General features: G+C 42.3%; 21 protein-coding genes. 14 read left to right on the top strand and 7 right to left on the bottom strand.

Annotated elements, in window-relative coordinates; translation table 11 throughout:
* The first annotated feature begins 113 nt into the window (after window positions 1–113).
* Window positions 114–2,276 carry an FUSC family protein gene (locus FPZ42_RS10080; protein ID WP_146270953.1) on the top strand — a complete coding sequence of 721 codons (2,163 nt, stop codon included), beginning with the start codon at window positions 114–116 and terminating at the stop codon, window positions 2,274–2,276.
* Here FPZ42_RS10080 and FPZ42_RS10075 read toward each other — a convergent pair.
* On the bottom strand, window positions 2,268–2,741 hold the full coding sequence (locus FPZ42_RS10075; RefSeq protein WP_146270951.1) for a PRC-barrel domain-containing protein: 474 nt from the start codon (window positions 2,739–2,741) through the stop codon (window positions 2,268–2,270). The genes FPZ42_RS10080 and FPZ42_RS10075 overlap by 9 nt on opposite strands.
* Before the next feature lie 18 nt (window positions 2,742–2,759).
* On the bottom strand, window positions 2,760–3,410 hold the full coding sequence (locus FPZ42_RS10070; RefSeq protein WP_146270949.1) for an OmpA family protein: 651 nt from the start codon (window positions 3,408–3,410) through the stop codon (window positions 2,760–2,762).
* Between the two features lie 304 nt (window positions 3,411–3,714).
* Here FPZ42_RS10070 and FPZ42_RS10065 point away from each other — a divergent pair, with 304 nt between their 5' ends.
* Window positions 3,715–5,253 (top strand): M20/M25/M40 family metallo-hydrolase, encoded by a 1,539-nt coding sequence (locus FPZ42_RS10065; RefSeq protein ID WP_146270947.1) that lies wholly within the window; start codon window positions 3,715–3,717, stop codon window positions 5,251–5,253.
* A 73-nt stretch (window positions 5,254–5,326) separates the two neighbouring features.
* On the opposite strand, the gene FPZ42_RS10060 is transcribed toward FPZ42_RS10065, so the two are convergent.
* Window positions 5,327–6,046 (bottom strand): ThuA domain-containing protein, encoded by a 720-nt coding sequence (locus FPZ42_RS10060; protein WP_146270945.1) that lies wholly within the window; start codon window positions 6,044–6,046, stop codon window positions 5,327–5,329.
* Window positions 6,047–6,134: 88 nt separating this feature from the next.
* Window positions 6,135–7,847, bottom strand: a complete 1,713-nt coding sequence (locus tag FPZ42_RS10055; RefSeq protein WP_146270943.1) for a GMC oxidoreductase — start codon at window positions 7,845–7,847, stop codon at window positions 6,135–6,137.
* 141 nt (window positions 7,848–7,988) lie between these two features.
* On the opposite strand from FPZ42_RS10055, the gene FPZ42_RS10050 reads away from it, so the two are divergent.
* On the top strand, window positions 7,989–8,831 hold the full coding sequence (locus FPZ42_RS10050) for an MOSC domain-containing protein (RefSeq protein WP_146270941.1): 843 nt from the start codon (window positions 7,989–7,991) through the stop codon (window positions 8,829–8,831).
* On the opposite strand, the gene FPZ42_RS10045 is transcribed toward FPZ42_RS10050, so the two are convergent.
* A complete protein-coding gene (locus FPZ42_RS10045) occupies window positions 8,809–9,909 on the bottom strand; it encodes a major royal jelly family protein (RefSeq protein WP_261382271.1) in 1,101 nt (366 codons plus the stop codon). The two genes, FPZ42_RS10050 and FPZ42_RS10045, sit on opposite strands and share 23 nt — an antisense overlap.
* Before the next feature lie 176 nt (window positions 9,910–10,085).
* Between FPZ42_RS10045 and FPZ42_RS10040 the strand changes: the two genes are divergently transcribed.
* Window positions 10,086–12,416 (top strand): penicillin-binding protein 1A, encoded by a 2,331-nt coding sequence (locus FPZ42_RS10040; RefSeq protein WP_146270937.1) that lies wholly within the window; start codon window positions 10,086–10,088, stop codon window positions 12,414–12,416.
* Window positions 12,417–12,476: 60 nt separating this feature from the next.
* Complete coding sequence (locus tag FPZ42_RS10035) at window positions 12,477–15,704, top strand: DPP IV N-terminal domain-containing protein (protein WP_146270935.1); 3,228 nt, start codon at window positions 12,477–12,479, stop codon at window positions 15,702–15,704.
* An 88-nt stretch (window positions 15,705–15,792) separates the two neighbouring features.
* Here the strand turns inward: FPZ42_RS10035 and FPZ42_RS10030 are convergent, their stop codons facing one another.
* The gene (locus FPZ42_RS10030; RefSeq protein ID WP_261382270.1) at window positions 15,793–16,152 is read right to left on the bottom strand and encodes a GIY-YIG nuclease family protein; all 360 of its coding nucleotides are present in this window, start codon (window positions 16,150–16,152) and stop codon (window positions 15,793–15,795) included.
* Window positions 16,153–16,237: 85 nt separating this feature from the next.
* Here FPZ42_RS10030 and FPZ42_RS10025 point away from each other — a divergent pair, with 85 nt between their 5' ends.
* The 6 genes from FPZ42_RS10025 (at window position 16,238) to FPZ42_RS10000 (ending at window position 20,643) form a co-directional block, all read left to right on the top strand.
* A complete protein-coding gene (locus tag FPZ42_RS10025; protein ID WP_146270933.1) occupies window positions 16,238–17,017 on the top strand; it encodes an XRE family transcriptional regulator in 780 nt (259 codons plus the stop codon).
* Window positions 17,018–17,105: 88 nt separating this feature from the next.
* Window positions 17,106–17,456 carry a Spy/CpxP family protein refolding chaperone gene (locus tag FPZ42_RS10020; RefSeq protein ID WP_186458737.1) on the top strand — a complete coding sequence of 117 codons (351 nt, stop codon included), beginning with the start codon at window positions 17,106–17,108 and terminating at the stop codon, window positions 17,454–17,456.
* A gap of 91 nt (window positions 17,457–17,547) precedes the next feature.
* Window positions 17,548–18,645, top strand: a complete 1,098-nt coding sequence (locus FPZ42_RS10015; protein WP_146270929.1) for an aminotransferase class I/II-fold pyridoxal phosphate-dependent enzyme — start codon at window positions 17,548–17,550, stop codon at window positions 18,643–18,645.
* Window positions 18,635–19,246 carry a dethiobiotin synthase gene (bioD, locus tag FPZ42_RS10010; RefSeq protein ID WP_146270927.1) on the top strand — a complete coding sequence of 204 codons (612 nt, stop codon included), beginning with the start codon at window positions 18,635–18,637 and terminating at the stop codon, window positions 19,244–19,246. The genes FPZ42_RS10015 and bioD overlap by 11 nt, the downstream gene beginning before the upstream one ends.
* A gap of 32 nt (window positions 19,247–19,278) precedes the next feature.
* On the top strand, window positions 19,279–20,166 hold the full coding sequence (locus tag FPZ42_RS10005) for a 3-hydroxybutyryl-CoA dehydrogenase (protein ID WP_146270925.1): 888 nt from the start codon (window positions 19,279–19,281) through the stop codon (window positions 20,164–20,166).
* A gap of 183 nt (window positions 20,167–20,349) precedes the next feature.
* Complete coding sequence (locus tag FPZ42_RS10000; protein WP_146271574.1) at window positions 20,350–20,643, top strand: YXWGXW repeat-containing protein; 294 nt, start codon at window positions 20,350–20,352, stop codon at window positions 20,641–20,643.
* A 107-nt stretch (window positions 20,644–20,750) separates the two neighbouring features.
* On the opposite strand, the gene argS is transcribed toward FPZ42_RS10000, so the two are convergent.
* Entirely contained in the window at window positions 20,751–22,517 is a 1,767-nt protein-coding gene (gene argS, locus FPZ42_RS09995) for an arginine--tRNA ligase (RefSeq protein WP_146270923.1), read from the bottom strand.
* Window positions 22,518–22,675: 158 nt separating this feature from the next.
* Here argS and FPZ42_RS09990 point away from each other — a divergent pair, with 158 nt between their 5' ends.
* The 3 genes from FPZ42_RS09990 to FPZ42_RS09980 all read left to right on the top strand — a co-directional run bounded on the left by FPZ42_RS09990 (window position 22,676) and on the right by FPZ42_RS09980 (window position 26,699).
* Window positions 22,676–24,118, top strand: a complete 1,443-nt coding sequence (locus tag FPZ42_RS09990; RefSeq protein ID WP_146270921.1) for an arginine deiminase family protein — start codon at window positions 22,676–22,678, stop codon at window positions 24,116–24,118.
* A 79-nt stretch (window positions 24,119–24,197) separates the two neighbouring features.
* Window positions 24,198–25,118 (top strand): citrulline utilization hydrolase CtlX, encoded by a 921-nt coding sequence (gene ctlX / locus FPZ42_RS09985; protein ID WP_146270919.1) that lies wholly within the window; start codon window positions 24,198–24,200, stop codon window positions 25,116–25,118.
* A gap of 186 nt (window positions 25,119–25,304) precedes the next feature.
* Window positions 25,305–26,699, top strand: a complete 1,395-nt coding sequence (locus FPZ42_RS09980; protein ID WP_146270917.1) for an arginine decarboxylase — start codon at window positions 25,305–25,307, stop codon at window positions 26,697–26,699.
* Window positions 26,700–26,739 lie beyond the last annotated feature (40 nt).

Genomic DNA, 26,739 nt, shown 5'->3' with positions numbered 1-26,739 from the left:
CTGCAAAATTTATAATGTTAAGGTTATTTTAATGCAATATTGATTATTGCAAAACCTTAGCCGTTTTATTTGTTTAATTTTGCAGCATAAATATAGTGCCCAACAATAAGTAAATGAAAAGCCATCAGCGGGAAATAAAAAGCTTTTTCTACAGCCAGTATTTTTCTGATGGTCTGCGCATGTCAATAGGTATCCTGGCACCTGCCCTCTTGATGCTTAAGTTAGGGCATTTTGATGAGGGGCTTACCATGTCTTTAGGTGCCCTTTGTATCTGCACCATAGATAGCCCCGGGCCTTTGGCCCACAAGCGCAACGGAATGCTCATGGGGAATGCCATACTATTTGTGGTTGCCATGATAACCGGGTATGCCCGGCTGAACCTGATCGCCCTTGGCTTTGAAATAACACTCTTTGCATTCCTGTTTTCGCTGCTCACGGTTTATGGTAACCGAGCTGCCTCTGTTGGCACCTGCGGATTGCTAATCATGATATTTATGATGGACAGGCATGTGCCGCCACCTCAAGTGCCGGTCTATTGCCTTACGGTTTTAGCCGGCGGCGTTTGGTACATGTTGTTTGCCATAGTATTTTTTGGGATACGCCCTTACCGCGCCGCCCAGCAAACACTCGGCGAGAGTATTGCTGATGTGGCTAATTTTTTGCGTATTAAAGCCGATTTCTATGATAGCCGCACAGATATTGACGAGAATTACCGCAAACTTGTGCTGAGCCAGATACAGGTAAGCAACCATCAAGATGCCGTACGAGAGATACTATTTAAAAGCCGTGTATTGGTAAAGGAATCTACTGCTGCAAGCCGTGTATTGGTGATCACCTTTAATGATCTGGTGGACATGTTTGAGCAAATAATGGCTACCCATTACGATTACAATAAGATCCGTGAGAATTTTGAGAACACCGGTGTTTTAGCTGACATTAATGCGTTTTTGCATTTAGTTGCCGATGATCTTGACAATATAGGGTATGCCATATTAGCTAACACAAGACCCGAGAAACTGCATAACTTTGATCTACGCCTTGAGGTTTTAAAAAAGAAGATAGACGAGGTTGGCGCAGATGAAAATGTAAGCAGCAACCTGATCCTTAAAAAGATTCTGATCAATCTGCGCGATCTAAGTAAGACCATCACCAACATATATAAATATTATCATTCAAAAGCATCAGATGATTTGGTGCAAAAGATAAATGATGTTGAGTATTCAAAATTTGTAGCACACCAGGATTTTGCGCCCCATATATTTTTTGATAATCTAACCTTAAGCTCCGGTGCATTTAAGCACGCTTTACGGGTATCATTGGTATGCCTTGTAGGTTTTATTACTGCAAAGAATTTTTCGCTTGGTGGCCATAGCTATTGGGTTTTGTTGACCATTATAGTGATATTAAAGCCTGGCTTCAGCTTATCTAAACAACGCAATTATCAAAGGCTGATCGGTACTATCGTAGGTGGAGTAATAGGGATAGTAATCCTATACTTTGTGCCGGGCAAAAATGCACAATTCTGGATCTTGGTTGGCCTAATGATCGGCACTTACAGCTTCTTAAGGCTTAACTATATTGTGTCGGTAATATTTATGACACCCTATGTGCTTATCCTGTTCAAATTCCTTGGCCTTGGCCACCTTAATATTGTGCAGGAACGTATTGTTGATACGCTGATAGGCTCCGGCATTGCTTTTATTGCCAGCTACCTCATTTTCCCGACATGGGAGTTTCAATTGGTGCAGGAAAGTCTCGAGCATGTGCTTACCGCGAACATCAATTATTTGCGCAAGGTATCCGACAGTTTATCAGGCCGTGAGGTTTCTGTCACCGAGTATAAATTGGCCCGTAAAGATGTTTATGTAAATTCTGCCAACCTATCGGCGGTGTTTGAGCGAATGACCTCTGAACCAAAGCGCATGCAGCGGAACATCAAAGACCTGCACAAGTTTGTTGTACTTAATCACATTTTGGCATCATACACAGCCAACATAGCATCCGCATTGGTTATCAACCGCCCGCAAAACCTGCATCCTGATATGCAAAAGTCAGTAAAAAAAAGTATTGCAGTGTTACGGGAAGCTATCAACCGTATGGCCGGAAAAGTTGAAGAAATCAAACCCGCAGATGAACCAAGTAAACCTTCAAATCATCCACAGGAAATTTTACCGCAGCCATTAACAGCTGATGAGAACCTAATGAAAGAGCAATTAGGATTTATCAATAAGGTAGCAGTTGATCTCGCCAAGATCACTGATAGCGTGTTAAGATAGATCGGGCTCTCGTTTAGAGAATATTTTAGTTTGGGAAACATTCAGTGAGCCGGGTTTTATAGGCGCATCACGCTCAGGAATATCTAACGCCCGCCTGATGTCATCATCAGTATGTTTATTTATAAAACGGCCACGCTCATATAAAGGCAAATATTCTAAAGTTGTGGTGCTCACGCCAGGTAGTTTTACAATATCTTTCTTCTCATCAAACACTGCAATATCTATAGGTACTATCACACGGCCGTTATCAAGATCTACATCGTTACTTTCCATATCTAAGATGATATAACGCACCTTGCGGGTTTCTGAATTAAATAGCAAATCAGAGACTTCTCCAACTTTATTTTGATGAGTATCATGCACATCCCAGCCTAAAATATTTGGTTGGTTATCAGCTACCTCAAAATCGCTATTGGTTAACTCTTCGAGATAATCGTAATCATTTGTGTTGTCTGCAAAATCCATTTCTGTGATAATTAAATTTTACTGTAATGCTTTACCGGGAAAAGCAACAATTTCAACAGTAGGGTTTAAAACCCCGGCTTTATTTGCTCCGTTAGTACCCAAGGGCTGTTGCTCGCCCACCGAATGTACTGAGATCTGGTCTTCAGGCAAACGGCCAACTTTTGTAAGCCAATCCTTTACCGCGAGAGTCCTTGCTGCACTAAGGCTTTTATCTGCTGCAGCGCCTCCGGTAGAATCAATGTGGCTATAAACACCAACGTTGGCATCCTTATATCGCTTTAGTATCGACTTTGACACCTCCCGCAACGTAGCTTCTGCTGAAGGCATTATTTTACTTTCGCCTTTCTTAAAAAGCACATCTTCGCCAATGCTATAAATGGTGTAGCGGTCGTTAGCCTTAACGATAATAGCTGTATCAGTCACCTCATCATAATTAGATCTTGGAATCTTAAAATCTATCGAATTCCAGTCGGGCGGGGTGGTTGCTATTGCATTACTATCAAGTTTTGTAGTATCCGTTTTTGTTGTGTCGCTTTGATCAGCCTTTAATGGTGAGCTTTTATTGCAACCTTTATATAGTAAAACTGCCGCACCTGCAGCAAGAATAATAAATATGATCAACAGCCAGGCAGAGCTATGCTTTTTAGGCTGTACATCTAATTGTGCCATTGTTTGTGATTTAGTTTAAAACACCTTATCATAAACCACGCCAAAACACATGAGATGTGATGCTTAAGTTACATAACTAATTGATAAACATAATATTACGCCATTTCCTTATGCAAACACGTACTTTGTAAAATCATGATAATTAATTGATTTACAAATACTTAAATATATTCCTGATTTCAGGTGGACAGTGTTATACATCCGTGTTTTCTCTTTACGTCGTCTGGACTACAGTAATGTTACAACAACCATCGACTGTAATTTGCTACATTCGTAGCTATAACTAAGCCCTATATCAAACGATATGAAAAACTTTAACAAACTCTTTATTGCTGCAGCCCTTTGCATAAGCAGTTCTGCATTTGGGCAGACTAAAAATGCGGTGGTTGATAACATCGTAAAAGAAGCTACAGAGAACTCGCAGCTTCAAACCCTTGCCCACGAGCTATTAGACGGCGTTGGCCCAAGGCTGGTTGGTACCCCTCAATTTGACCAGGCCGGTAAATGGGCGCTGGAAAAGTACAAAGCCTGGGGTATTACTGCCCGTCAGGAAAAATGGGGTGATTGGCGTGGTTGGGAACGCGGCATATCACATATTGATATGGTATACCCGCGTGTTCATACCATTGAAGGCACACAACTGGCCTGGAGCCCCGGCATGAAAAAGCCTGTTACTGCCGAAACCATCCTGCTTGCCGATGTAGCCGACTCCACTGCATTTGCAAATTGGCTGCCTAAAGTAAAGGGGAAATTTGTAATGATCTCCATGAACCCGGTTAGCGGCCGCCCTGATGATAATTGGAAGGAATTTGCCTTAAGCGGCTCTTTCGACAAAATGAAGGCTGAACGCACCGCACAATCTGATGCATGGCGCAACCGCATTAAAAAAACAGGTTACACCAACCGAACATTACCACTTGCTTTAGAAAAAGCCGGTGCCGCAGGTATTATCACCAATTATTGGTCACAAGGTTTTGGTGTAGATAAGATCTTCGCTGCTTACACTAAAACCATTCCTACGGTTGACATAGCGCTTGAAGATTACGGTTTGCTTTATCGTTTAACGGAAAAAAATGAGAAACCACGCATTACCATCCATACAGAGTCGAAAGAGTTAGGTGCAAAACCAACCTTTAACGTTATTGGTGAAATAAAAGGTACCGAGAAACCTAACGAATACGTAATGCTATCGGCACACTTCGATTCGTGGGATGGCGGTACAGGCGCCACCGATAATGGTACCGGCACTTTAACCATGATGGAGGCTATGCGTATTTTGAAGAAAGCCTATCCAAAGCCTAAACGTACCATTTTGGTTGGCCATTGGTCGAGCGAAGAGCAGGGACTTAATGGTTCACGTGCTTTTGTGGAAGATCACCCCGAGATAGTTGCTAACCTGCAGGCTTTGTTTAACCAGGATAATGGTACCGGCCGCGTAGTAAACATTAGTGGACAAGGTTTTGCCAAAGCAGCGGATTTTATAGGCAAGTGGCTTGATGCTGTTCCTGATACCATCCGTCACCAAATAAAAACGAATTTTCCTGGCGCACCGGGTGGTGGTGGTTCTGATTTTGCTTCTTTTGTTGCTGTAGGTGCTCCCGGTTTCTCTTTGGGTTCAAACAGCTGGTCGTATGGTAACTATACATGGCATACTAACCGCGATACTTATGACAAGATAGTTTTTGATGATCTGCGCAGCAATGCCATCTTAACCGCCATATTGGTGTACATGGCATCGGAAGATCCGAACAAATTACCACGCGATAAAGCTACAGACAGCAGCGGCCAAACCATCAAATGGCCCGAGCCTGCTAAAGCTAACCGCCATGGTGGTTTTGAATAATATAATTGAAACATCAACATAAAGCCCGAGCCGTGATACGGCCCGGGCTTTATTATTTAAAGGGGTTTAATTGCTATTTTTCTCCCATTGCATATTTTATGCCTCCCAGCAAGTGCTGTAAAAACAGCGGCTCGCTATATGATGCATCTGTATGACCCAGCGCTGTATAAAAAGCCCGGCCACCATCATAACTATGATACCAGGCCATTGGGTGGTTATCCCCATTTTCGCCACCGGTATAGCTTTTCTCATCTATCTTGATCAGCACATGCAAACCGTCAGCTATCCATTTGTAATTATACCATTCATCCAAACGTCGCCAGGTTGCTGGCAGATGTTTAGTTGCGATAAAATTTCTGTCTACAACTTCTAAGTTAGCCTCCTGCTGCTTGCTGGGGTGGCTTTTAAAGTAAGCGCCTACCAGGTTGCCATACCATGGCCAGTCGTATTCGGTATCGCTTGCTGCGTGAACGCCCACAAAGCCACCACCTTGTTTGATGTATTGTTCAAAAGCTGATTGCTGCTCGGGGTTTAAGACGTCGCCTGTTGTGCTTAAAAAAATAACTGCTTTATATTTTTTTAGATTGTTAAGCGTAAATAGTGTAGCATTTGTAGTGGTGTCCACATCAAAATTGTTCTGCTGGCCCATTTTCATGATCGCCGGTATTCCAACCGCTATAGACTCATGATGGAAGCCTGCAGTTTTAGAAAATATAAGCACCCGTGGCTTAGCGAAACCAAAAGTGATGGCAGTAACCAGTGATAAAGCAAATGATAAAATATATTTCTTCATAGTGTGTTTTAATCACAAAGGGAATCCAAACTCTCATCCCTGAATTTAAAAATTGACGAAAACTAATCTCTAATCAACCAATAACAAATTAACTTATTCCGCCCTTTTTCAGTTCCTGCACTGCAAAATTAGCAGCGCGGGCGGTAAGTGCCATGTATGTGAGTGAAGGATTTTGGCAGGCAGATGAGGTCATGCAGGCGCCATCTGTAACAAATACGTTTTTAGCATCCCAAACCTGATTATGCATGTTTAACACAGAGGTTTTTGGATCGCGGCCCATACGAGCGGTACCCATCTCGTGGATGCCATCACCAACGTTATGTCCGCTATCATGCGTTTCTACGTTTTTAACACCTGCTGCCTCAAGCATTGCCTTTGCTTCCTGCACGATATCTATGCGCATCTTACGCTCGTTATCTTTGATCTCAGCATCCATTGAAAGCACTGGCAAACCCCACTTGTCTTTCACTTTAGGGTCAAGCGTTATCTTGTTCTCGTGGTATGGCAAAAGCTCGCCGAAGCCACCAATTCCCATTGTCCATGCGCCCGGTTCTGCAATGGCATCTTTGTATTTGGTGCCAATACCGTACTCGGCTATCTCTCTGCTCCAGCCCTGCCTGCCCGCCGAACCCTGGTAACCAAAACCACGCAGGTAATCGCGTTTATCGTTACCTACGTTGGCGAAACGGGCAACGTAAACACCATTTGCCCTACGGCCGAAATAATATTTATCCTCATAGCCTTCCATCAGTCCGCTTGCGCCAAGGTTATAATGGTGATCCATAATGTTATGCCCCAATTCGCCGCTACTACTGCCCAAACCTTGCGGCCAGATATCGGTAGCCGAATTCATGAGCACCCAGGCACTATTCAAAGCCGATGCATTAAGGAATACGATCTTAGCGTAATACTCGTAAGTTTTGTTGGTCTCGGTATCAAGCACCTCTACGCCTTTAGCTTTTTTGGTGTTTTTATCATACAAAACCTTGGTTACTATGGATTGCGGCCTAACCGTCAGGTTGCCGGTTTTCATAGCGGCAGGCAAAGTAGAAGCCTGCGTGCTGAAATATCCACCAAACGGGCAACCTTCCCAGCACCTGTTACGGTACTGGCAATTTGTACGGCCATTGTAAGGGACAGTAATATTTGCCGACCTGCCGATGATCATGTGTCTGCCAAATTTCTTTTTAATGCTCGCTGCAACATCTTTTTCTACAACGTTAAGATCCATTGGCGGTAAGAAATGGCCATCGGGCAGGTTGGGTATCCCTTCCAAGGAGCCGCTAACACCGATGAATTTCTCAACATGATCATACCATGGTGAAATATCTTTATACCGTATGGGCCAATCTATGGCCCAGCCGTCTTTTGCATTGGCTTCAAAATCTAAATCGCTCCAGCGGTAGCTTTGGCGGCCCCACAAAATAGACCGGCCACCCAAACGGTAAGAGCGCCACCAGTTAAATGGCTTCACCTCTGTATAAGGTGCCTGCTTCTCGTCAACCCAGGCATCCATAATAGGTTCGTAAGCCCCCCAGTTACGTGATATTACCGGGCGTTCTTTACGTTGAGCAAGAGTTACATTGCCTCGATGTTCAAACTCCCATGGTGCCTTTTGCGCAGTTTTGTAGTCTTTGATGTGCTCATAGTTTTGGCCGCGCTCAAGCATGATGGTTTTAAGGCCAAGTTCGGTAAGTTCTTTTGCAGCCCAGCCACCACTAATGCCCGATCCTACTACAATGGCATCATAAGTGTTATTGGCAGCAGCTTTTAAATTGAGGTTAGCAGAATTATTTTCCATTACTTAGGGTTTAAAACCGGCTTGCAGATACCGGTGTGTGAATTGGTTAAAACAATACTATCAATTAAAAGCCAATAAATCAATTGTTAAATAAACAATTATCGTTCTTGATGATATTGATGCCTTCTTGTAGTTTTGTTTATGCATCGCATTTCACGTCTTATCATCTATCCAATTAAGTCATTAGGAGGCATTGAATTAACCAGTGCCAAAGTAACCGACCGCGGCCTGGAGCACGACCGCCGCTGGATGTTGATCGATGATGATAATCGTTTTCTTTCGCAACGTGAATATGCGCAACTTGCCCTGTGCCAAGTGAGTCTCGAACATGATGGTCTCAAAGTTACTTACACGCCCGACGAATCATTTATAACTATACCCTTTAAACCGTTAAAACAGGATACGCTTGAGGTAACTATTTGGGATGATACGTGTATCGGTCAGTTGGTTAGCGATGAAGTTGATAGTTGGTTTACAGAAAAATTGCGCAAGGGATGCAGGTTAATTTATATGCCTGATGAAACCCACAGGCAGACAGACCTACGCTATACCGGTGAAGGTATGGTAACTTCATTTTCTGATGCCTATCCCCTCCTATTAATAGGCCAGTCTGCTTTAGATGACTTGAACACACGTTTAGAAGAACCGCTGCCAATGAACCGTTTCCGACCAAATATCGTGTTTACCGGCGGTTCACCCTACAGCGAAGACTTGATGAACCACATCCAAATTAACAATTTGAATTTCTACGGAGTTAAACTTTGCGCACGCTGTATTATGACCACTATTGATCAGCAAACTTTAGCCAAAGGCAAAGAGCCGCTAAAAACCCTCGCTAAATATCGGCGTAAAGACAACAAAATCCTTTTCGGACAAAATATTGCCTTAACTGATACGGGTGTTATCCATGTTGGCGATGAACTTACGGTTTTATCGATGCATACCGATGATCGTTTTATAATTAATACCAACCCTGCCATTTAGGTAGCTTAACCTTGTAAACCCTAAAAGGATACGATACCATATTTTTGCCGTTATTGTACTTTGGCAAACGGTTCATCTGCGAAGCGCTCAGATACAAATAACCATCATTGCCTATACCAAAGGAATCCGGCCATATCAACCGGCTATCTGTTACCATTGTTTTCACTTCACCGTTCGGTTTAACATATTGAATGGACTTATCAACGGAGTTACTCAGGTAGATATAACCCCTGCTATCAGCGATCATACCATGGCAAACGCCAGTCTCCGCAACCGTTTCAACCTTGCTGCTCAGATCGGCATCTGAAAGCGTAATGTTAGCCAGGTATTCAGTAGCTATGCGATATAATTTGGTTTGGTTGATTGCCCTAAAATAAAACCACTTATTATCATGCGTCAGCGCAATCCCATTAACATTCGATACAAATGGCTTGCCGCTATCATCAACTACATCTTTTCCATCAAGGTGCAATTTGAATCCGGGCGTTGCAAGAGTACTTTTATCGTTGCGTAAAACTATGCGGCTTTTGCCGGTGTTGAGATCGAGCACTACAATAGCTTTTAAACCGGGATCAGACAGGTAAGCTAATTGCTTGCTGTTATCGATGCACATATCATTTAGGGCACTTTCGCTTTTTGGCAGATCATCAAAATCATATATGCGCTGCACTTTGTTATCATCCAGCGATATCTTGATCAGTTTGAATCTACCTTCCTTCTTTTTGTTATCGCCAATTACAGCCGCACTTCCGCCTGGTGCAGAATCAAGCACCCAAAGGTTATTCATATTGTCGGCGTACAAATCCTGTACATTCACAAAATGCGTCTCGGTTTGTGCGGTATCAACCTTGTTCCATTCTTCATTTGGGAAAGGCACACGTTGTCCATTGACTATTTCCGTCAAGCCATACAAATACGGCTCGGTGTGAGGGAAAGAAACAAACAGCCTGTTACTTTTTGGAGCAACGGTAACGCCTATGGGCTGGTTTTTACCGAACTGGGCAACCTCGATCAGTTGTTGGGCGTTAGCAGCTACAATAGAGGCGGAAAGTATCATGGAGAGGATTGTACGTTTCATACTGATTAATACTATGAAAACCAGCATTTGGTTTCGCCTTAATCGCAGTTGCTGAGCTCAAAACATTTTTTCCTTTCAAAATCCTTAACTTAAAATTTACTTGTTAAAATTGCGTTGTTTACTTTTGGCAGCCGCCCTGGCTATGAATTGGGCGTATTATTTTACATCTTTATCCAATGTTCAAAGAAATAAAGAACCGGTACTTAAGATATTTCGCAATCTTTGTTTACGCTATCATTATATTTTTCTGTGCTATTGAACTGAACTTTCTTTGGCTGTTTGGTTACTCGCCCGATATGAAGGACATCAAACAACCTTCTATGTCGCTGGCTTCAGAAGTTTACACCGCCGACGGGAAATTGATCGGCCGGTTTTATAAAGAGAACCGTTCTCCTGTTGAATACAAAGCTATTTCACCCAATATCATCCACGCCCTTGTAGCTACTGAAGACGCGCGTTTTTACAAGCATAATGGTGTAGACTTTATTGGCTTTTTCGGCAGTTTACTATCAACTGCAAAAGGCGACCGCCGTGGTGGCAGTACCATTACACAGCAGTTAGCCAAAAACCTTTTTAGTACCCGCAAACGCAAATCGCAAGGTATTATAAGGCACGTACCCGTGCTTAAAACCATTGTTTTTAAATGTAAGGAATGGCTTACAGCGTTTAAGATAGAGCGCCAGTACAGCAAGGAAGAAATCTTAACGCTTTATTTGAATACCGTCCCTTTCGGTAACAATACGTTCGGGATTAAGACGGCTACTTTACGCTATTTCAATAAGATGCCGAATGCTGTTACCCCGGCAGAGGCTGCTACACTTATAGGTATGCTTAAAGCTACATCAACCTATAACCCGCGTACCAACCCAGCGAGATCATTGGAACGCCGCAATGTAGTTTTGAGCCAGATGACCAAGTATGGCTATCTAAAACCAGAGGATTACAAAGCCGAAGCGGCCAAACCTATCGGTCTTGATCTGAGTTATATTGACAACACAGGCGCAGGCGATTCTTATTTACGCCATGCTGTTGAAAAATGGCTGGACAAGTGGTGTAAAGATAACGGCTATGACCTTTACGAAGATGGATTGAAGATCTACACCACCATCGACTCTAAACTGCAACAATACGCCGAAGAAGCTGTAGATCAGAAGATGAAGATGCTGCAAAAGCGTTTCAATAACCTTTGGGGCAACAAAAACCCATGGCGGGATAGTAAAGGCGTAGAAATAAAGGATTTTATCCTGAAGAATGAACAACGCCTGCCTATTTACAAACTGTTAAGCAAAAAATACAACGGCGATACCACCAAAATAAACGACTATTTCACTAAAAAGAAGCGCATGACCGTGTTTACCTGGAAAGGCGACCAGGACACCACTTTCTCAACTGTCGACTCGATAAAATATTACGCTAAAATACTGAATACCGGCATGATGACTATGGAACCATCAACCGGAAAAATTAAAGTTTGGGTGGGCGGTATTAACCATAAATACTTTAACTATGACCACGTTAACCAGGCTAAACGCCAGGCAGGTTCAACATTTAAGCCTTTCGCTTATGTAACCGCGCTTGATAACGGCTTTACCCCTTGCGATAAATTTACCGACAAACCCGTCACCATCAAATTTAAGGATGAGGGCAAAGATGATGTATGGGAACCTAAAAATGCTGATTTCCATTTCTCCTACCGCGAGATGTCTTTACGTTGGGCAATGGGTAAATCTGTAAACTCTATCACCGCACAGGTTACCGAACATGTGGGCTGGGATAAAATTGTGCAGTATGCGCATAAGATAGGTATTGAAAGTTACCTTAAATCAGTACCATCGGTTTCTTTGGGTTCAAACGATGTGTCTGTTTACGAAATGGTACGCGCTTACAGCACGTTCCTGAACAAAGGAGAAAAAGTTGATCCTATCCTCGTTGAGAAAATAACAGACCAAGACGGCGATGTGATAAAAGAATTTAAGCTTAAATCTGAGCGTGTACTAAGCGAAGAAACGGCTTGGCTGATGCTTTACATGTTCCGCGGTGGTATGGAAGAACCGGGCGGTACTTCGCAGGCGCTTTGGGAATATCCTGGCCTGTGGAAGAAAAACAACCAGATAGGCGGTAAAACAGGTACATCATCAGATTATGTAGATGGCTGGTACATGGGTATCACCAAAGACCTGGTAACCGGTGTTTGGGTAGGTGCTGATGACCGGAGCGTGCACTTCACCTCATCAGAAACGGGCGAAGGTTCACATACCGCACTACCAATTTTTGGCGCTTTTATGGAGAAGGTATACGCTGACCCAAATTCGGGTTACACATATGGGCCGTTCCCAAAACCTTGGGTAAAGATAACTAAGGAGTATAATTGTCCTTCACCAATTATACGCGAGGAAGAAACGACAAGCGATAGTACGGAAATGCCTATGGACACAACAGCAGCACCTGTTACAACACCGGCTCCCGAAGAAACTGCACCTGAAAGCAATCCCCCACAATCTAATTAGTAAGCAGGGTTTAATTACCAGTTGCGTTTTAATAAATTTACCGGATCCTTAACTCACTGTATGAATAAACGTTACCTCTATCTGTTGAGCGTTAAACATATTATAGCATTGCTGTGCCTGTTTATGGCAGCATTTTTTTGCAACTCGGCAAAAGCGCAATACTTTGGACAAAACAAAGTCCGCTATAAAAACCTGGATTTCAAGGTTTATAAGACCCCGCATTTCGAGATCTATTATTACATGAAAAATGATAGCCTCATTAAGCGGTTTGCACAGGAAAGCGAGTTGTGGTACACTCTGCATCAACAAATATTCAGGGATACATTTAACAGGCCAAACCCTATCATTCTTTACGCTAATCACCCTGATTTTCAGCAAACCACCGCTATTGACGGGGAAATTGGTGTTGGTACCGGTGGCGTTACCGAAGGTTTAAAGAACCGTGTAGTAATGCCGATAATGGAAACCAACCAAACCACGCGGCACGTTTTAGGGCACGAGTTGGTGCACGCCTTTCAATACCATATCCTCTTAGGCCGCGATTCATCAAATGCCGAAAATATCGGCAACCTGCCGTTATGGATGGTTGAGGGTATGGCCGAATACCTTTCAATAGGTAAAAAGGATGCCTATACAGCCATGTGGATGCGCGATGCCTATCTTAATAATGATATCCCTACCGTTAAGGCCCTTACCGAGAGTAACAAGTATTTCCCGTATCGTTACGGCGAAGCTTTTTGGTCATTCCTTGGTTCTACTTATGGGGATACTATCATTGTTCCTTTTTTTAAAAATGTTGCCCGCTTTGGTTTGCAATACGGTATACGCCGCACGTTTGGTTACGATGATAAAACGCTTTCTAAATTGTGGCAAAATTCCATTACCAATACCTACAAACCATTATTGAAAGATACAGTTCAGAAACCTGTTGGTTTAAGAATCATAGATGATAAGGTAGGCGGCGATCTTACCGTTGCGCCGTCGGTAAGTCCGGATGGAAAATACCTGGCCTTCCTTTCTTCAAAAAACCTGTTCAGTATCGAACTTTTCCTGGCGGATGCAAAAACAGGCCGCATAATAAAACAGCTCACCAGTAAAACATCAAACACGCATATTGATGAATTTAACTTTATAGAATCTGCCGGTACCTGGTCGCCGGACGGACGTAAATTTGCGTTCAGTGTATTTGCCAAAGGCCGAAACAGGATGCTTGTGGTAAGTGTGCCTGATGGCCGCACAATTGACGATGTATCGATGGGGAAAGCCGAACAATTCAGTAACCTTTCATGGTCGCCGGACGGAAAGAACGTAGTTTTCCAGGGTATGTCTGAAGGGCAGAGCGATCTTTATCTTTATAATTTCGATAGCAAACAGGTTAAACAGCTTACCAACGACAAATACTCTGATTATCAGCCCAATTTTTCTAAGGACGGAAAAAAGATAATTTTCAGCAGTGATAGAGCAACTTATGATAAGTCGTTATCGCAGGCTATAACGTTTGACTTAGCAGAACTGGATATTGCTACCGGCAAAGTGACCAACATCAAGGTATTTGATGGTGCCAACAATCTTAACCCGCAATACTCGTCTGATGGTTCGCAGGTATACTTTTTATCCAACCGCGATGGCTTCCGCAACCTTTACCGTTACACCTTCGCCAACGGCAAAGTTGAACAGCTTACCGAACTGTTTACCGGTATCTGCGGTATCACAGAGTTTTCGCCTGCGTTGAGTGTTTCTAACAACAATGATGTTGTTTATTCTTATTACCGGGCTCAAAAATATTCAGTTTACAACGCAAAGGCATCGGATTTTAAACCGGTAACGGTTGATCCAAACAGCATGGATTTTACAGCAGCTTTGCTTCCACCTCCCAAAGCTGTAGGTGTTGACCTGATAAACAGTAACCTGAATAATTATTTAGCTTACCGAAAGATCCCGGTGGATTCAATAAAGTCTATTCCTTACCGCCCTAAGTTTAAACTTGATGCTTTGGCCAGCAGTGGTGTTGGTGTGGGCGTAAACAGCGTTTACGGCGCCGGTCTATCAAGCGGCATACAAGGTGTGTTCAGTGATATTTTAGGGAGGAACCAGATCTACGCAGGTGCTGCCGTTAATGGTACCATATATGATTTTGGAGCTTCATTTTTATACTTACACCAAAAAGGCCGCTGGACATTTGGTGCGGGCGTGTCACACATCCCGTATCAATCCGGCTTTTACGGTTATGATTTTACAACCCGTTCCATAAATGGTAAGGACGTTCCTGTTTACGAAGAAAAAACAGATATCATTCGCACATTTGAAGATGCGGTGCAAGGTGTGGCCTCCTACCCTTTCTCGAGAACTTTACGAGCCGAATTTGGTGCAACCGCATCACGTTATTCATACCGTGTTGACAGGTACAGCAGCTACTACAGCTACGTGACCGGTCAGGATGCTAATGGCAATCAGTTCACCACCATCGGCAACCAGGTAGATTTCCAAAAGCGAAAAATTTCCCGCGAAGAGTTCCTGTCAGAAAATGGGATTGATCTAAGGGCTTTCCAGATCTATGCTGCAAGTGCTGCATTAGTTGGCGATAATTCCTATTTCGGCATAGCCGCGCCGCTGGGTGGCCACCGTTTCCGGCTTGAGGCTGAATATAACGTAGGTACTTACAAATTCTTCTCGCCTACCGTAGACCTGAGAGAATATGTGCGGGTAGCGCCGGTTACCTTTGCTGCAAGGCTGTACGGCTATGGGCGCTTTGGAAACACAAGCAATAATTTGTATCCGCTGTATTTAGGTTATCCTTTTTTGATACGAGGTTATGAATCGCAGACATTTTATAACTCAAACAAACCAAATACCAACGGATTTACGATAGATCAATTATCTGGTAGTAGAATTGCAGTTGCAAACTTTGAAATGCGTTTGCCTTTTACAGGTCCGGAGAAATTGGCAGCAATAAAATCCAAATTTTTATTGACTGACCTTAACCTGTTCTTTGATGCAGGTTTAGCATGGAATGGTGGTAACGAGATCAAGTTTCAGCGCGGGCCAGATGCGATAGGTCAACAGCCGCTTACTGATCAAAATGGTAATCCGGTAAAAGACGCCAATGGTAATGTATTAACGCAGACTATATACAATACTAATCAGCGTGTGCCCGCATTAAGCGCAGGTATCTCACTAAGGGTGAATTTGTTTGGCGCAATAATACTTGAACCTTATTATGCCATACCATTTAACCGTACCGATATTAAAGGTGGCGTATTCGGCTTAAACTTCACACCTGGTTGGTAGAAAGTTATAAAGCATTTTATATAGTTAAGGCGTTCATCATGATCGCCTTTTTTATTTTAGGTACCGTGTAGATCAATAAATTATTGAATTACGCTACCGCTCTTCTGCTCGGTTGTATAGAGGGGCGGCTGTAAAGCGTTGGCCTTGTTCTTTGTCCGCTTTCGTATTTAAGGCCTGCAGTAAGATCTATCCAATCAGTATTTACAGCGCGGATCATTTTCTCTTTTTGCGGGCGTGTAAAAGTACTTACTACCTTAAAGCGCTCCATAGCCTGTTCTTCGGTGTTTATCTCTTCAAAATATACTAATCTATTTAGCTGTTGAGCGCTGTCAAAAAACAAGGTTGGCATATCACCGTAAAATTTAATGGTTTTTAAAAGATCTGTGCACATTCCTACGTGTAAATTCTTACGGTTTCTGTCTGTGATGATATATACGAACCTCTTCATTTGATAAAAAAATTTGCTGGTTGTAAAATAATTGCTAACTTTATGAGCATAAAATTACTAAACATTTTAGCATTTCCAAATTTTTATGTCAAAAATTTCATCAAATATTAAATTTCTTAGGAAAAAGAAAGGGCTAACACAACAGCAATTTGCTGATCAGGTGGGTATAAAACGTTCATTAGTAGGTGCTTATGAAGAAGAGCGTGCAGAGCCTAAATATGAATTACTAAAACAATTAGCAATATTTTTTGACGTATCAATTGATGATTTTATCAACGAAACCATCGATGATAAGTGGGCGCCAAAACCAAAAGGCAATCCCGCAAACCTAAGAGTGCTAAGCATTTCTGTAGATAAAGATGACAATGAGAACATAGAGCTTGTGCCTATGAAGGCGAGCGCCGGCTACCTTAATGGCTATGCCGATCCGGAATTTGTAGCGCAGCTGCCTAAGTTCTACCTGCCAATGTTTAAGCAAGGCACGTACCGGGCTTTTGAAATAAAAGGTGATTCAATGCTGCCTTTACAGTCAGGCACTATTATCGTCGGCGAATACCAGGAGAACTGGTCTGATGTAAAGGTTGGCGAAACCTATGTATTCATTACTAAAAGTGATGGTGTGGTTTACAAACGTGCGGGTAATAAATATAAGGAAGGCCGCAAGCTGAAGCTGATATCAGATAACACTGTGTATGATCCTTACGAGATAGATGCAGAAGACCTGCTGGAGGTTTGGAAAGCCAAAGCCTATATCTCTACCCATTTGCCTCAGCCTACGCCGGAGCCAACCATGGAAAGCCTCACCAGCATGATGGCGCAGATGCAACGCTCAATAGCAAATCTTAACAATAAGGATGTTAACTAATTACAGCAACAATTAAGTTACAACAGCACAGGTTAGACTAATGCCCGCTATCTTTATCATACTATCATTTAAAACAAAAAACATAGAGATGAAAAAGATTATGATGATTTGCTTGCTGGTATTAGGTGTATCAGCAGTTAGCCACGCTCAAGGCCGTATGAGAATGAGCCCTGAGGAGCGTGTTAAGCAAATGAAAGAAAAATTAAACCTTACTGACGACCAGACAACTAAAATTACCGCCATTTATCAGGCACAGGCAAAATCAATGGATAGCTTGCGTAATGCGGGTGGTGATATGCGCAGCCAAATGCGCCCAATGATGCAGGCTACTAACGATAAAGTGAAAGCCATTTTAACCCCGGAGCAAGCTGCAGCATGGCAAAAAGAAATGGATGAGCGCCGAGCCCGTATGCAAAATGGTGGCGGTCAGTCCAACTAATATTAAATTAGCTTATAAAGAGCGGCCTTAGTGCCGCTTTTTTTATTTTAGCACAAATTTTAAAAAGATTTTGTCTAAAGCGTTAACATATATGCAGTCCAAATTGGAGCAGCGCGCTGCCATGGGTTCATTACGTTCGCTAAAGTCCGAAAGCAGTCTGATAGATTTTTGCTCTAATGATTACCTGGGTTTTGCACGCTCCTTAGAATTAAAGGAGTTGATCAGAAAAGAGACAGACGCTAATAACGCTTTAAACGGTTCAACGGGTTCTCGTTTAATATCCGGTAATTTAAAATATACCCAAGACCTCGAAAAGGAGATCGCAGAATTTCATAACGCTGAAGCCGGCTTAATTTTTAATTCAGGTTATGATGCCAATTTAGGGTTATTCTCTTCCCTGCCTCAAAAGGGTGATACCATTATACATGACGAGCTTATCCACGCTTCTATAATTGATGGTGCCCGCTTAAGTTTGGCCAATCGGTACAGCTTTAAGCATAATGATGTTGATAGCCTTGAAGCAAAGCTTAAGGTGGCCAAAGGAAATTGCTATGTTGTAGTCGAGAGCGTTTATTCTATGGATGGTGATGAGCCGCCAGTACAAGAGATTATTGAATTGACAGCTAAATACCAAGCCAATTTAATTGTTGATGAGGCGCATGCCTTTGGTATTTATCCTGCCGGTTTAGTAAGCCATCTGGGTTTGGATGATAAAGTATTCGCACGTGTCATAACATTTGGTAAAGCAATGGGTGTACACGGAGCCGTTGTATTAGGGAGTGATCTGATGCGAAACTATTTGATCAACTTTGCACGATCTTTTATTTACACAACTGCCGCTTCTTTTCATCAGGTAGCGTCTATAAAAATGGCCTATGAGCTTTTAAATCGATCAGAAGAAACGGTGGAGCGTTTAAAAGCTAACATTGCTTTGTTTAAACAACATGTTTTTTCTTCGGCACTTATAGAAAGTAATAGTGCGATACAATGTATTGTTTTGTACAGTAATGATAAGGCAAAAGCAGCCGCAATGTCTTTACAAAACGAAGGCTTTGATGTGAGGGCAATCGTGAGCCCAACCGTAGCAGTTGGCGCAGAACGCATACGTATTTGTCTACATGCCTTCAACACTGCAGAAGAGATAATCCAGTTAGCATCAGCTATAAATATTATTATAAATGAGCAATAAAATATTTGTGACCGGCATTGGCACCGGGATCGGTAAAACGTTGATCTCTGCCATTTTAGTTGAGAAACTAAAGGCAGACTATTGGAAACCGATACAATCCGGCGATCTGCATGACTCAGACACGCTAAAAGTAAAAAGCCTGGTAAGTAATGATAAAACGATTTTTCATAACGAGGCTTATCGCTTAACGCAACCCTATTCACCCCATAAATCTGCGGCTTTGGATGGGATAACTATTGACGAAAAAACTATTATTGCCCCCCAAACTGAAAACCCCTTGCTGATAGAAGGCGCGGGCGGTTTAATGGTGCCGCTGAATGGCCATGTCATGATCATTGATCTGATAAAACAATTGGATGCATCAGTGATACTGATTTCTCAAAATTACCTGGGCAGCATTAACCACACTTTATTGTCTGTCGAGGCATTGAAAAACAGAAATATCAACATAAAAGGCATTATTTTTAATGGTGAAGAAAATGCATCTACGGAAGATTACATCATTGATTACACGGGTCTGCCCCATCTTGGTCGTGTGCCTTCGTTGGAAACCATCGATAAGCTTACAATAATTGATGCAGGGAACTACATTTCGTTATAAATTAAGGATGTTTGTGTAAACCAATGATGAGCATGAAAAACATTACAGTTATCGGATCGGGCACTATGGGTAACGGCATTGCGCATACATTTGCGCAAAATGGCTTCAGCGTGTCGCTTGTAGATATCAATGAAGTTGCCCTGCAAAGAGCGCTGCAAACCATTGCCGGTAACCTTGATCGCCAGATTAAAAAAGGGACTATAGATGAACGAGTAAAAACCACTACACTCGCTAACATCAAAACCTATACTGATGTGGCAGAAGGCGCTGCTCATGCCGATCTAGTTGTTGAAGCTGCAACCGAAAATCGGGATATAAAACTCAAACTTTTTAAACAGCTTAGTGAAACTTGTAAGCCCGAAGCTATCCTGGCGTCAAATACATCATCCATATCAATTACCGAAATAGCTGCAGTTACCAGCAATCCTGCTAATGTAATTGGTATGCACTTTATGAACCCGGTGCCTGTGATGAAACTGGTAGAGGTGATACGCGGCTATGCTACAACTGATGCTGTGACCAAAACCATAATGGAATTATCGCGCCAACTGGGTAAAGACCCTGTTGAGGTGAATGATTACCCCGGCTTTGTGGCCAACCGGATATTGATGCCGATGATAAACGAGGCCGTCTACACCTTATTTGAAGGCGTGGCTGGCGTAAATGAGATAGATACAGTAATGAAATTGGGTATGGCTCACCCTATGGGCCCGCTGCAACTGGCTGATTTTATTGGCCTCGATGTTTGCCTTGCCATATTGAAAGTGTTGTACAACGGTTTTGGCAATCCAAAATATGCGCCTTGTCCCCTTCTTGTGAACATGGTTACCGCTGGCCACCTTGGTGTTAAAAGTGGAAGCGGTTTTTACGGATATATCGCAGGTAGTAAAGAACTTGTAGTAGCTGAGAAATTTGCATAAGTAGCATTAACCGCGCGGTGATAACAAAATTCAAAGTATCTTAAATCGATAATTGCCGTTTTAATGATGCCTCCCGTAACAAATTGCTGGCTATTTTTGATTCCTGCTTGTTAACTTTAAATCCCAGCTATCAATTTAAACCATTTTATTTCTTAAACGTCTTACATTCAAATTACATCACAGATGAAGACGATAGAAAAATTTGGATTTGTGGCAGCAATAGCGGGGTCGCTGTTCTTGTCATCATGTGCCAGCGACTATTATGTAGCCGATCAGCCTGTTGAGCCAGTTTATGTACGCCCCGCTCCACCTTATGCCGGTGCTTATTGGGTACCCGGAGAATGGGCATACCGCCGTAACAGGTATGTATACGTAAACGGTTACTACACCCGCCCACACCCTAACCGTGTTTATGTACAAGGCAGTTGGTACCGCAGCAATCGTGGTTATGCCTGGCGCAGAGGACACTGGAGATAATTTGTACGAGATAAAGAGTTAGAGTCAAAATTTTAACTTTTAAAAAAAAGTCCCTTGCTTACCGCGAAGGACTTTTTTATTGTCTTATTTTTCTTGAATCTATAAAATCACATTCGTTCTGGTACTTCTATTCCTAAAAGTTTCATACTTCGATTAATAACGGTTGCCGTTGCTGCAGATAATTGCATCCTAAATTGTTTAAGATCTTCTGTTTCGGCCTGGTTTATTGATTTTTCATGGTAAAACTTATTATAGTTTTTAGCCACCTCATAAACATAGTTAGCAATTACAGCCGGACTATGCCCCTTAGCTGCCTCTATTATAGTTTCCGGGAACTTTGTTAAGCTAACGATCAGATCACGCTCTACACCATCTAACTCGTTGGTTAGCGTAGGCGTTGCCCCGGTGTAACCTGCTTTAGCCAAAACAGACTTGATACGTGCGTGCGTATATTGGATAAATGGCCCTGTATGACCTTGAAAATCCACAGACTCATTAGGATCAAATAACAGGCGCTTTTTAGGATCTACCTTTAGCAGGAAATATTTTAGAGCACCCATACCTATGGTATGGTACAAGGCATCTTTTTCACTGTCTGATAAACCTTCAACTTTGCCTGCTGCATCCGTTTGTTCTTTGGCCGTGCTGTACATATCAGCCATCAGGTCGTCTGCATCAACAACTGTTCCCTCCCTGGATTTCATTTTTCCTGACGGAAGATCGACCATGCCGTATGACAGATGGTACAACCCTTTTGCCCAGCTCTTACCTAATTTATCAAGGATGAGGAACAGTACTTTAAAATGGTAATCCTGCTCGTTGCCCACCACGTAAATAGACTCATCCATATGGAAGTCGTTGTATTTAAGTTGTGCGGTGCCCAGATCCTGGGTAATATAAACCGAAGTACCGTCAGCACGAAGAACCAGCTTTTGATCAAGGCCATCCGCTGTAAGATCTATCCAAACAGAGCCATCTTCCTTTTTAAAGAAAACACCTTTTTGGAGGCCTTCTTCAACTATATCTTTACCTAAAAGGTAAGTATCGCTTTCGTAATAATATTTATCAAAGCTTACGCCTAAGGCTTTGTAGGTTTCAGCAAAACCATCGTAAACCCAGCCATTCATCGTTTTCCAAAGGCTGATCACTTCTTCGTCTCCAGCCTCCCATTTTTGCAACATTTCCTGCGCTTGCTTTATCAAAGGGGCATTTTTCTTAGCTTCCTCTTCAGTCTGCCCTTCTTCAATCAGCTCGATTATTTGTTGTTTATAAGCCTTATCGAACCATACGTAATATTTACCGGCAAGATGATCACCTTTTAAGCCCGAGCTTTGTGGCGTTTCACCATTCCCGAACTGCTGCCAGGCCAACATACTTTTACAGATATGGATACCCCTGTCATTAACCAGGTTAGCTTTCACCACCTCGTAACCAGCCGCAGCCAGTATCTCAGAAAGAGAGAAACCTAACAGGTTATTACGTATGTGCCCAAGGTGCAGCGGTTTATTGGTATTTGGCGATGAATACTCAACCATTACCTTTCTGCCGTTCGGTTTTGCAACTGCAAAATCTTTGGTAAGGATAGTATTGTTTAGCTGTGCCAGCCAGTACTCATCGGCTACGGAAATATTAAGGAAACCTTTTATAACGTTGAAAGATGCTACTTCGTTAACGTTAGCTTTTAGATATTCACCTATCTCGGTACCGGTTTGCTCAGGTCCTTTGCGCGATACTTTTGTAAATGGAAAAGTAACTACGGTCACCTGCCCTTCAAACTCCTTGCGGGTTTCCTGTAGGTTTACAGCATTAGCATCAATATCGGTTTGATACAGGTCCTTAACGGCTTTAATAACGGCCTCAATAATAAAATCCATCGCGCAAAATTAATAATTTGTTTGGTTCATGGTTCATTGATAATAGTTCATGGCTAAGATAACGTGACAATGCATTGCTATGAACAACGAACCATCAACTATAAACAACTATCCTCTCGGCAAAATTTCCTAACTTTGTTAGTGAACATAACCTATTTATGCTGCCTGTAAATAACGACTTTAAACTTGATGTAACTTCTGAAATTGGTAACCTTAAAGCATTGCTTGTACACAGCCCTGATAGCGGCCTTGGTAAAGTGGTACCGTCTAAAGCACAGGATTGGCTGTTTGAAGACATTGTTCACCTGGAAACTATGCGCCGCAAGGAGTACGATTATTACATTAAGTTATTGATGTATTTCCTTGACCCAGATAAGATTAAAGGCAAACTGAGCGAAATCGACAGCGCTGCGAGCGATAGGGCCTTTTTTAAGCCGGACAATGCCGGTTTTCACAATTCTGATAAGGTGATCGAGATACAAACCTTGCTGAGCGATATACTGCAACAGGTTGATATCCGCAAGAAATTGGTGGCTTCGGTCTGCGCGATAGAGAATTGCACCTATCGTTTGCAATTGCAATTAATAGATACCGATCCCGTTGAATTGGCCAAGATATTTATCTCCGGTTCGTTAAACGATGATACCATGATCTTTGCGCCTATCCCTAACTTGATATTTACACGGGACATTGGCATTGCCATCAACAATTTTATGTTGCTGAACAAGCCGGCGAAAAAGGCCCGCTCACGAGAAACTTTGCTGGTACGCTATATTTTCTTTAACCACCCGTTGTTTGCAGCATATCGTGATAACATACTGGAAATACCTGACACCGTGCAGCATTTTTTACGCCCGGGCGAAGAACAAGAGCAAAAAACCACACTTGAGGGTGGCGACGTAATGATGGTTAGTCCGCAGCATTTGTTGATAGGCTGTAGCGAGCGTACCTCAATAAGCGGTGCCAATGAAGCTATAAAACTGCTATTTGCGAATAACGTGGTAAACAAGGTTACCGTTGTAAAAATACCGCACAAACGCGATTACATGCATATTGATACGGTGTTTACTCAGGTTAAACGTAACACATGGGTAATGCTAAAATCTTTATCTATTACTGAGCCTGCACAATCAGAACATGAACCGATCAATTGGTTTGCCGACAAAAAAGATAAAGATAAGCCGGAAATAGTGCAATTTGAGAACGGCCAAAAGCCACACACTTTCGACACCCTCGAAGAGCTTTTGATCGACATCAGTAAAAATGACCTGGGCTGCGCCGGCGATGTGAAATTTATTTATTCCGGTAACAACGAGTTTCCTTTTGATGCCCGTGAGCAATGGACAGATAGCTGTAATTTGCTGGCGTTAAAAGACGGCGTTGTATTAGGCTACGATCGTAATAACAAAACTGTTGAAGCTTTTAAAAAGAATGGCTTTAAAGTGCTCAATGTAAAATCAGTTTTACAAAAGCTGGAGAACGATGAGCTTGATCCTACTACAATGAAAGACACGCTGATACTAATGCCCTCTGCAGAACTTTCGCGTGCACGCGGTGGTTTCCATTGTATGAGTATGCCATTAACGAGAGAAGCAATTTAATAATTGGTTCACTGGTTCAATAGTTCATTGGTCTTTTCAAAATGCTATTAACCTAATACACCAATAAACAAATGAAGTAATGAGCCAAAGTACATCCAACATATTGATGATCCGTCCGGTAGCATTCGGTTTTAATGCTCAAACGGCAGAAAGTAACGCCTTCCAAAATAGGGATGATGACCAGCAGGCAGTACAGCAAAAAGCGATAGCTGAGTTTGACAACTTCGTACAGATACTTCAAGACAACCGCGTAAATGTTATTGTGATAAATGATACGCCTGAACCGCATACACCTGATTCCATATTTCCCAACAACTGGGTCTCGTTTCACGATAATGGCGATATTATCCTTTACCCAATGCAAGCCGAAAATCGGAGGTTGGAGCGCCGCGAGGATATCATCGGGCAATTAGAGGAAAGCTTTGCAGCTAAACACGTGATAGATCTTAGTCGTTTTGAACAAAAGAATGAGTTTTTAGAAGGCACGGGCAGCATGGTGTTAGACAGGCCAAATAAAATTGCTTACGCCTGTTTATCGCCACGTACTAACGCGGAAGTGCTAACAGCATATTGTGATTATACTGGCTATAAAGCGGTAACTTTTGACGCCTTTGACCAGAATGGACAAGCCATTTACCACACCAATGTGCTTATGGCCTTGGGATCAACGTTCGCAGTTATTTGTTTAGATAGCATCAGTGATACCTCTGAAAAAGAACTTGTTATAAAATCACTACAAGATGCGGGAAAGGAAATTATCAATATTACTTTCGACCAGATGAACCACTTTGCCGGTAATATGCTGGAAGTGAAAAACACATCCGGCGATACGCTTGTCGTGATGTCAAAGGCTGCATTTGATTCGTTGACTTTGGAACAAAAAAGCGCTCTTGAAAAATATGGCAAGTTGGTTTATGCTGATATCAGTACCATTGAAACCAATGGTGGCGGAAGCGCCAGGTGTATGATGGCAGAGGTGCATTTGCCTTCAATTGAATAAGGTTATTATAAGTCTGTAAAAAAAATTGCGCCTTTGCGTTCGCAATACCTTTATTAAGGCGCCAGGTTACTAAACTAATAACGTAAATTTCCATCCTTAATAAATTACATTGTACCTATAATTTGTCGCAAATTTTTTGGCAAATAATCCGTTAAAAAATTACATTTTTGCCAAAAAAATCAGAGAATGCAGAGTTACCAGGAATTTCTTGATCTGAGTGTTGGTTTTCCACAGGAAGGTTTTGAGATAATAGAGGACGAATTATACTTTAACGACCTCAATTTGATGGAGATGATTGAAACGTACGGCACTCCCCTGCGCTTCACTTACCTGCCCATGATCAGCAAGAAGATACAGCAGGCTAAACTGCTTTTTCAGCAGGCTATCATAAAAAACAACTATCGCGGTAGCTATAAGTATTGCTACTGTACCAAAAGCTCGCACTTTAAGCATATCGTAGAAGAAGCGCTGCGCAATGATATCCACCTGGAAACATCATCAGCTTTTGATATGCCGATGATAGATGCTTTGGAGAAGAAAGGCGCCTTAACAAAAGACATGACTGTTATTTGTAACGGCTTTAAAACTTTCCAATACAAGCAGTACATTATTGATATGCTCCACGATGGTTTCCATAACATTATACCTGTTTTGGACAACAAGGAAGAATTTAATCTCTACGATGATGAAGTCGAATTAGATACGCCATGTAACCTGGGTATACGCATAGCGGCTGAGGAACAACCTGATTCGCAGTTTTACACTTCGCGCCTTGGTGTGCGTATGGAAGATGTGATAGATTTCTATCACAACAAAATAGAAAACAACCCAAATTTCCAGGTTAAGTTGCTGCACTTCTTTATCAACTCAGGTATTTCAGATACACCTTATTACTGGAACGAGCTGGAGAAATATGTAACGCTTTACTGTAAATTCAAAAAGGTTAATCCGCATTTGGATACTTTGGATATTGGTGGCGGCATGCCTTTTAAAGACTCGCTGGTGTTTGATTTTGATTACGAGTACATGATCAACGAGATCGTGAGCCGTATTAAAGAGATCTGCGCCGAACATGACACTATTGAACCGGATATTATTACTGAGTTCGGTAAATATACTGTTGCAGAGGCTTCCGGCATTTTATATAAAGTGCTTGGTCGTAAACAACAGAACGACAGAGAGAAATGGCTGATGCTGGATGGCTCGTTCATTACCAACCTGCCTGATGTTTGGGCGTTAAATCAAAAATACATTCTGTTACCAATCAACAATTGGGATAGTGAATACGAGCGCGTTAACCTCGGTGGTATAACCTGCGACGGGCAGGATTATTATAACCAGGAAGCACATATGAACAGCGTGTACATGCCTAAGACACGTAAGGTGCAGTACCTTGGTTTCTTTAACACCGGTGCCTACCAGGAAGTATTGAGCGGTTATGGTGGTATACACCATTGCCTGCTGCCATCTCCTAAGCATGTAATTATACGCCGCAATCGTGATGAAACCTTTAATTTTGAGGTTTTTGGCGAAGAACAGAACAGCAAACAAGTATTGAAGATATTAGGTTATACCACTTAAGATTTGGATTATCTTCATAAAAAGCACTGCATTTTTGCGG

This window comes from Mucilaginibacter achroorhodeus, from assembly GCF_007846095.1.
Taxonomy (GTDB): Bacteria; Bacteroidota; Bacteroidia; order Sphingobacteriales; family Sphingobacteriaceae; genus Mucilaginibacter; species Mucilaginibacter achroorhodeus.
The sequence above is the reverse complement of the archived record's forward strand: the minus strand, read 5'-3'. Positions and strand labels throughout refer to the sequence as shown.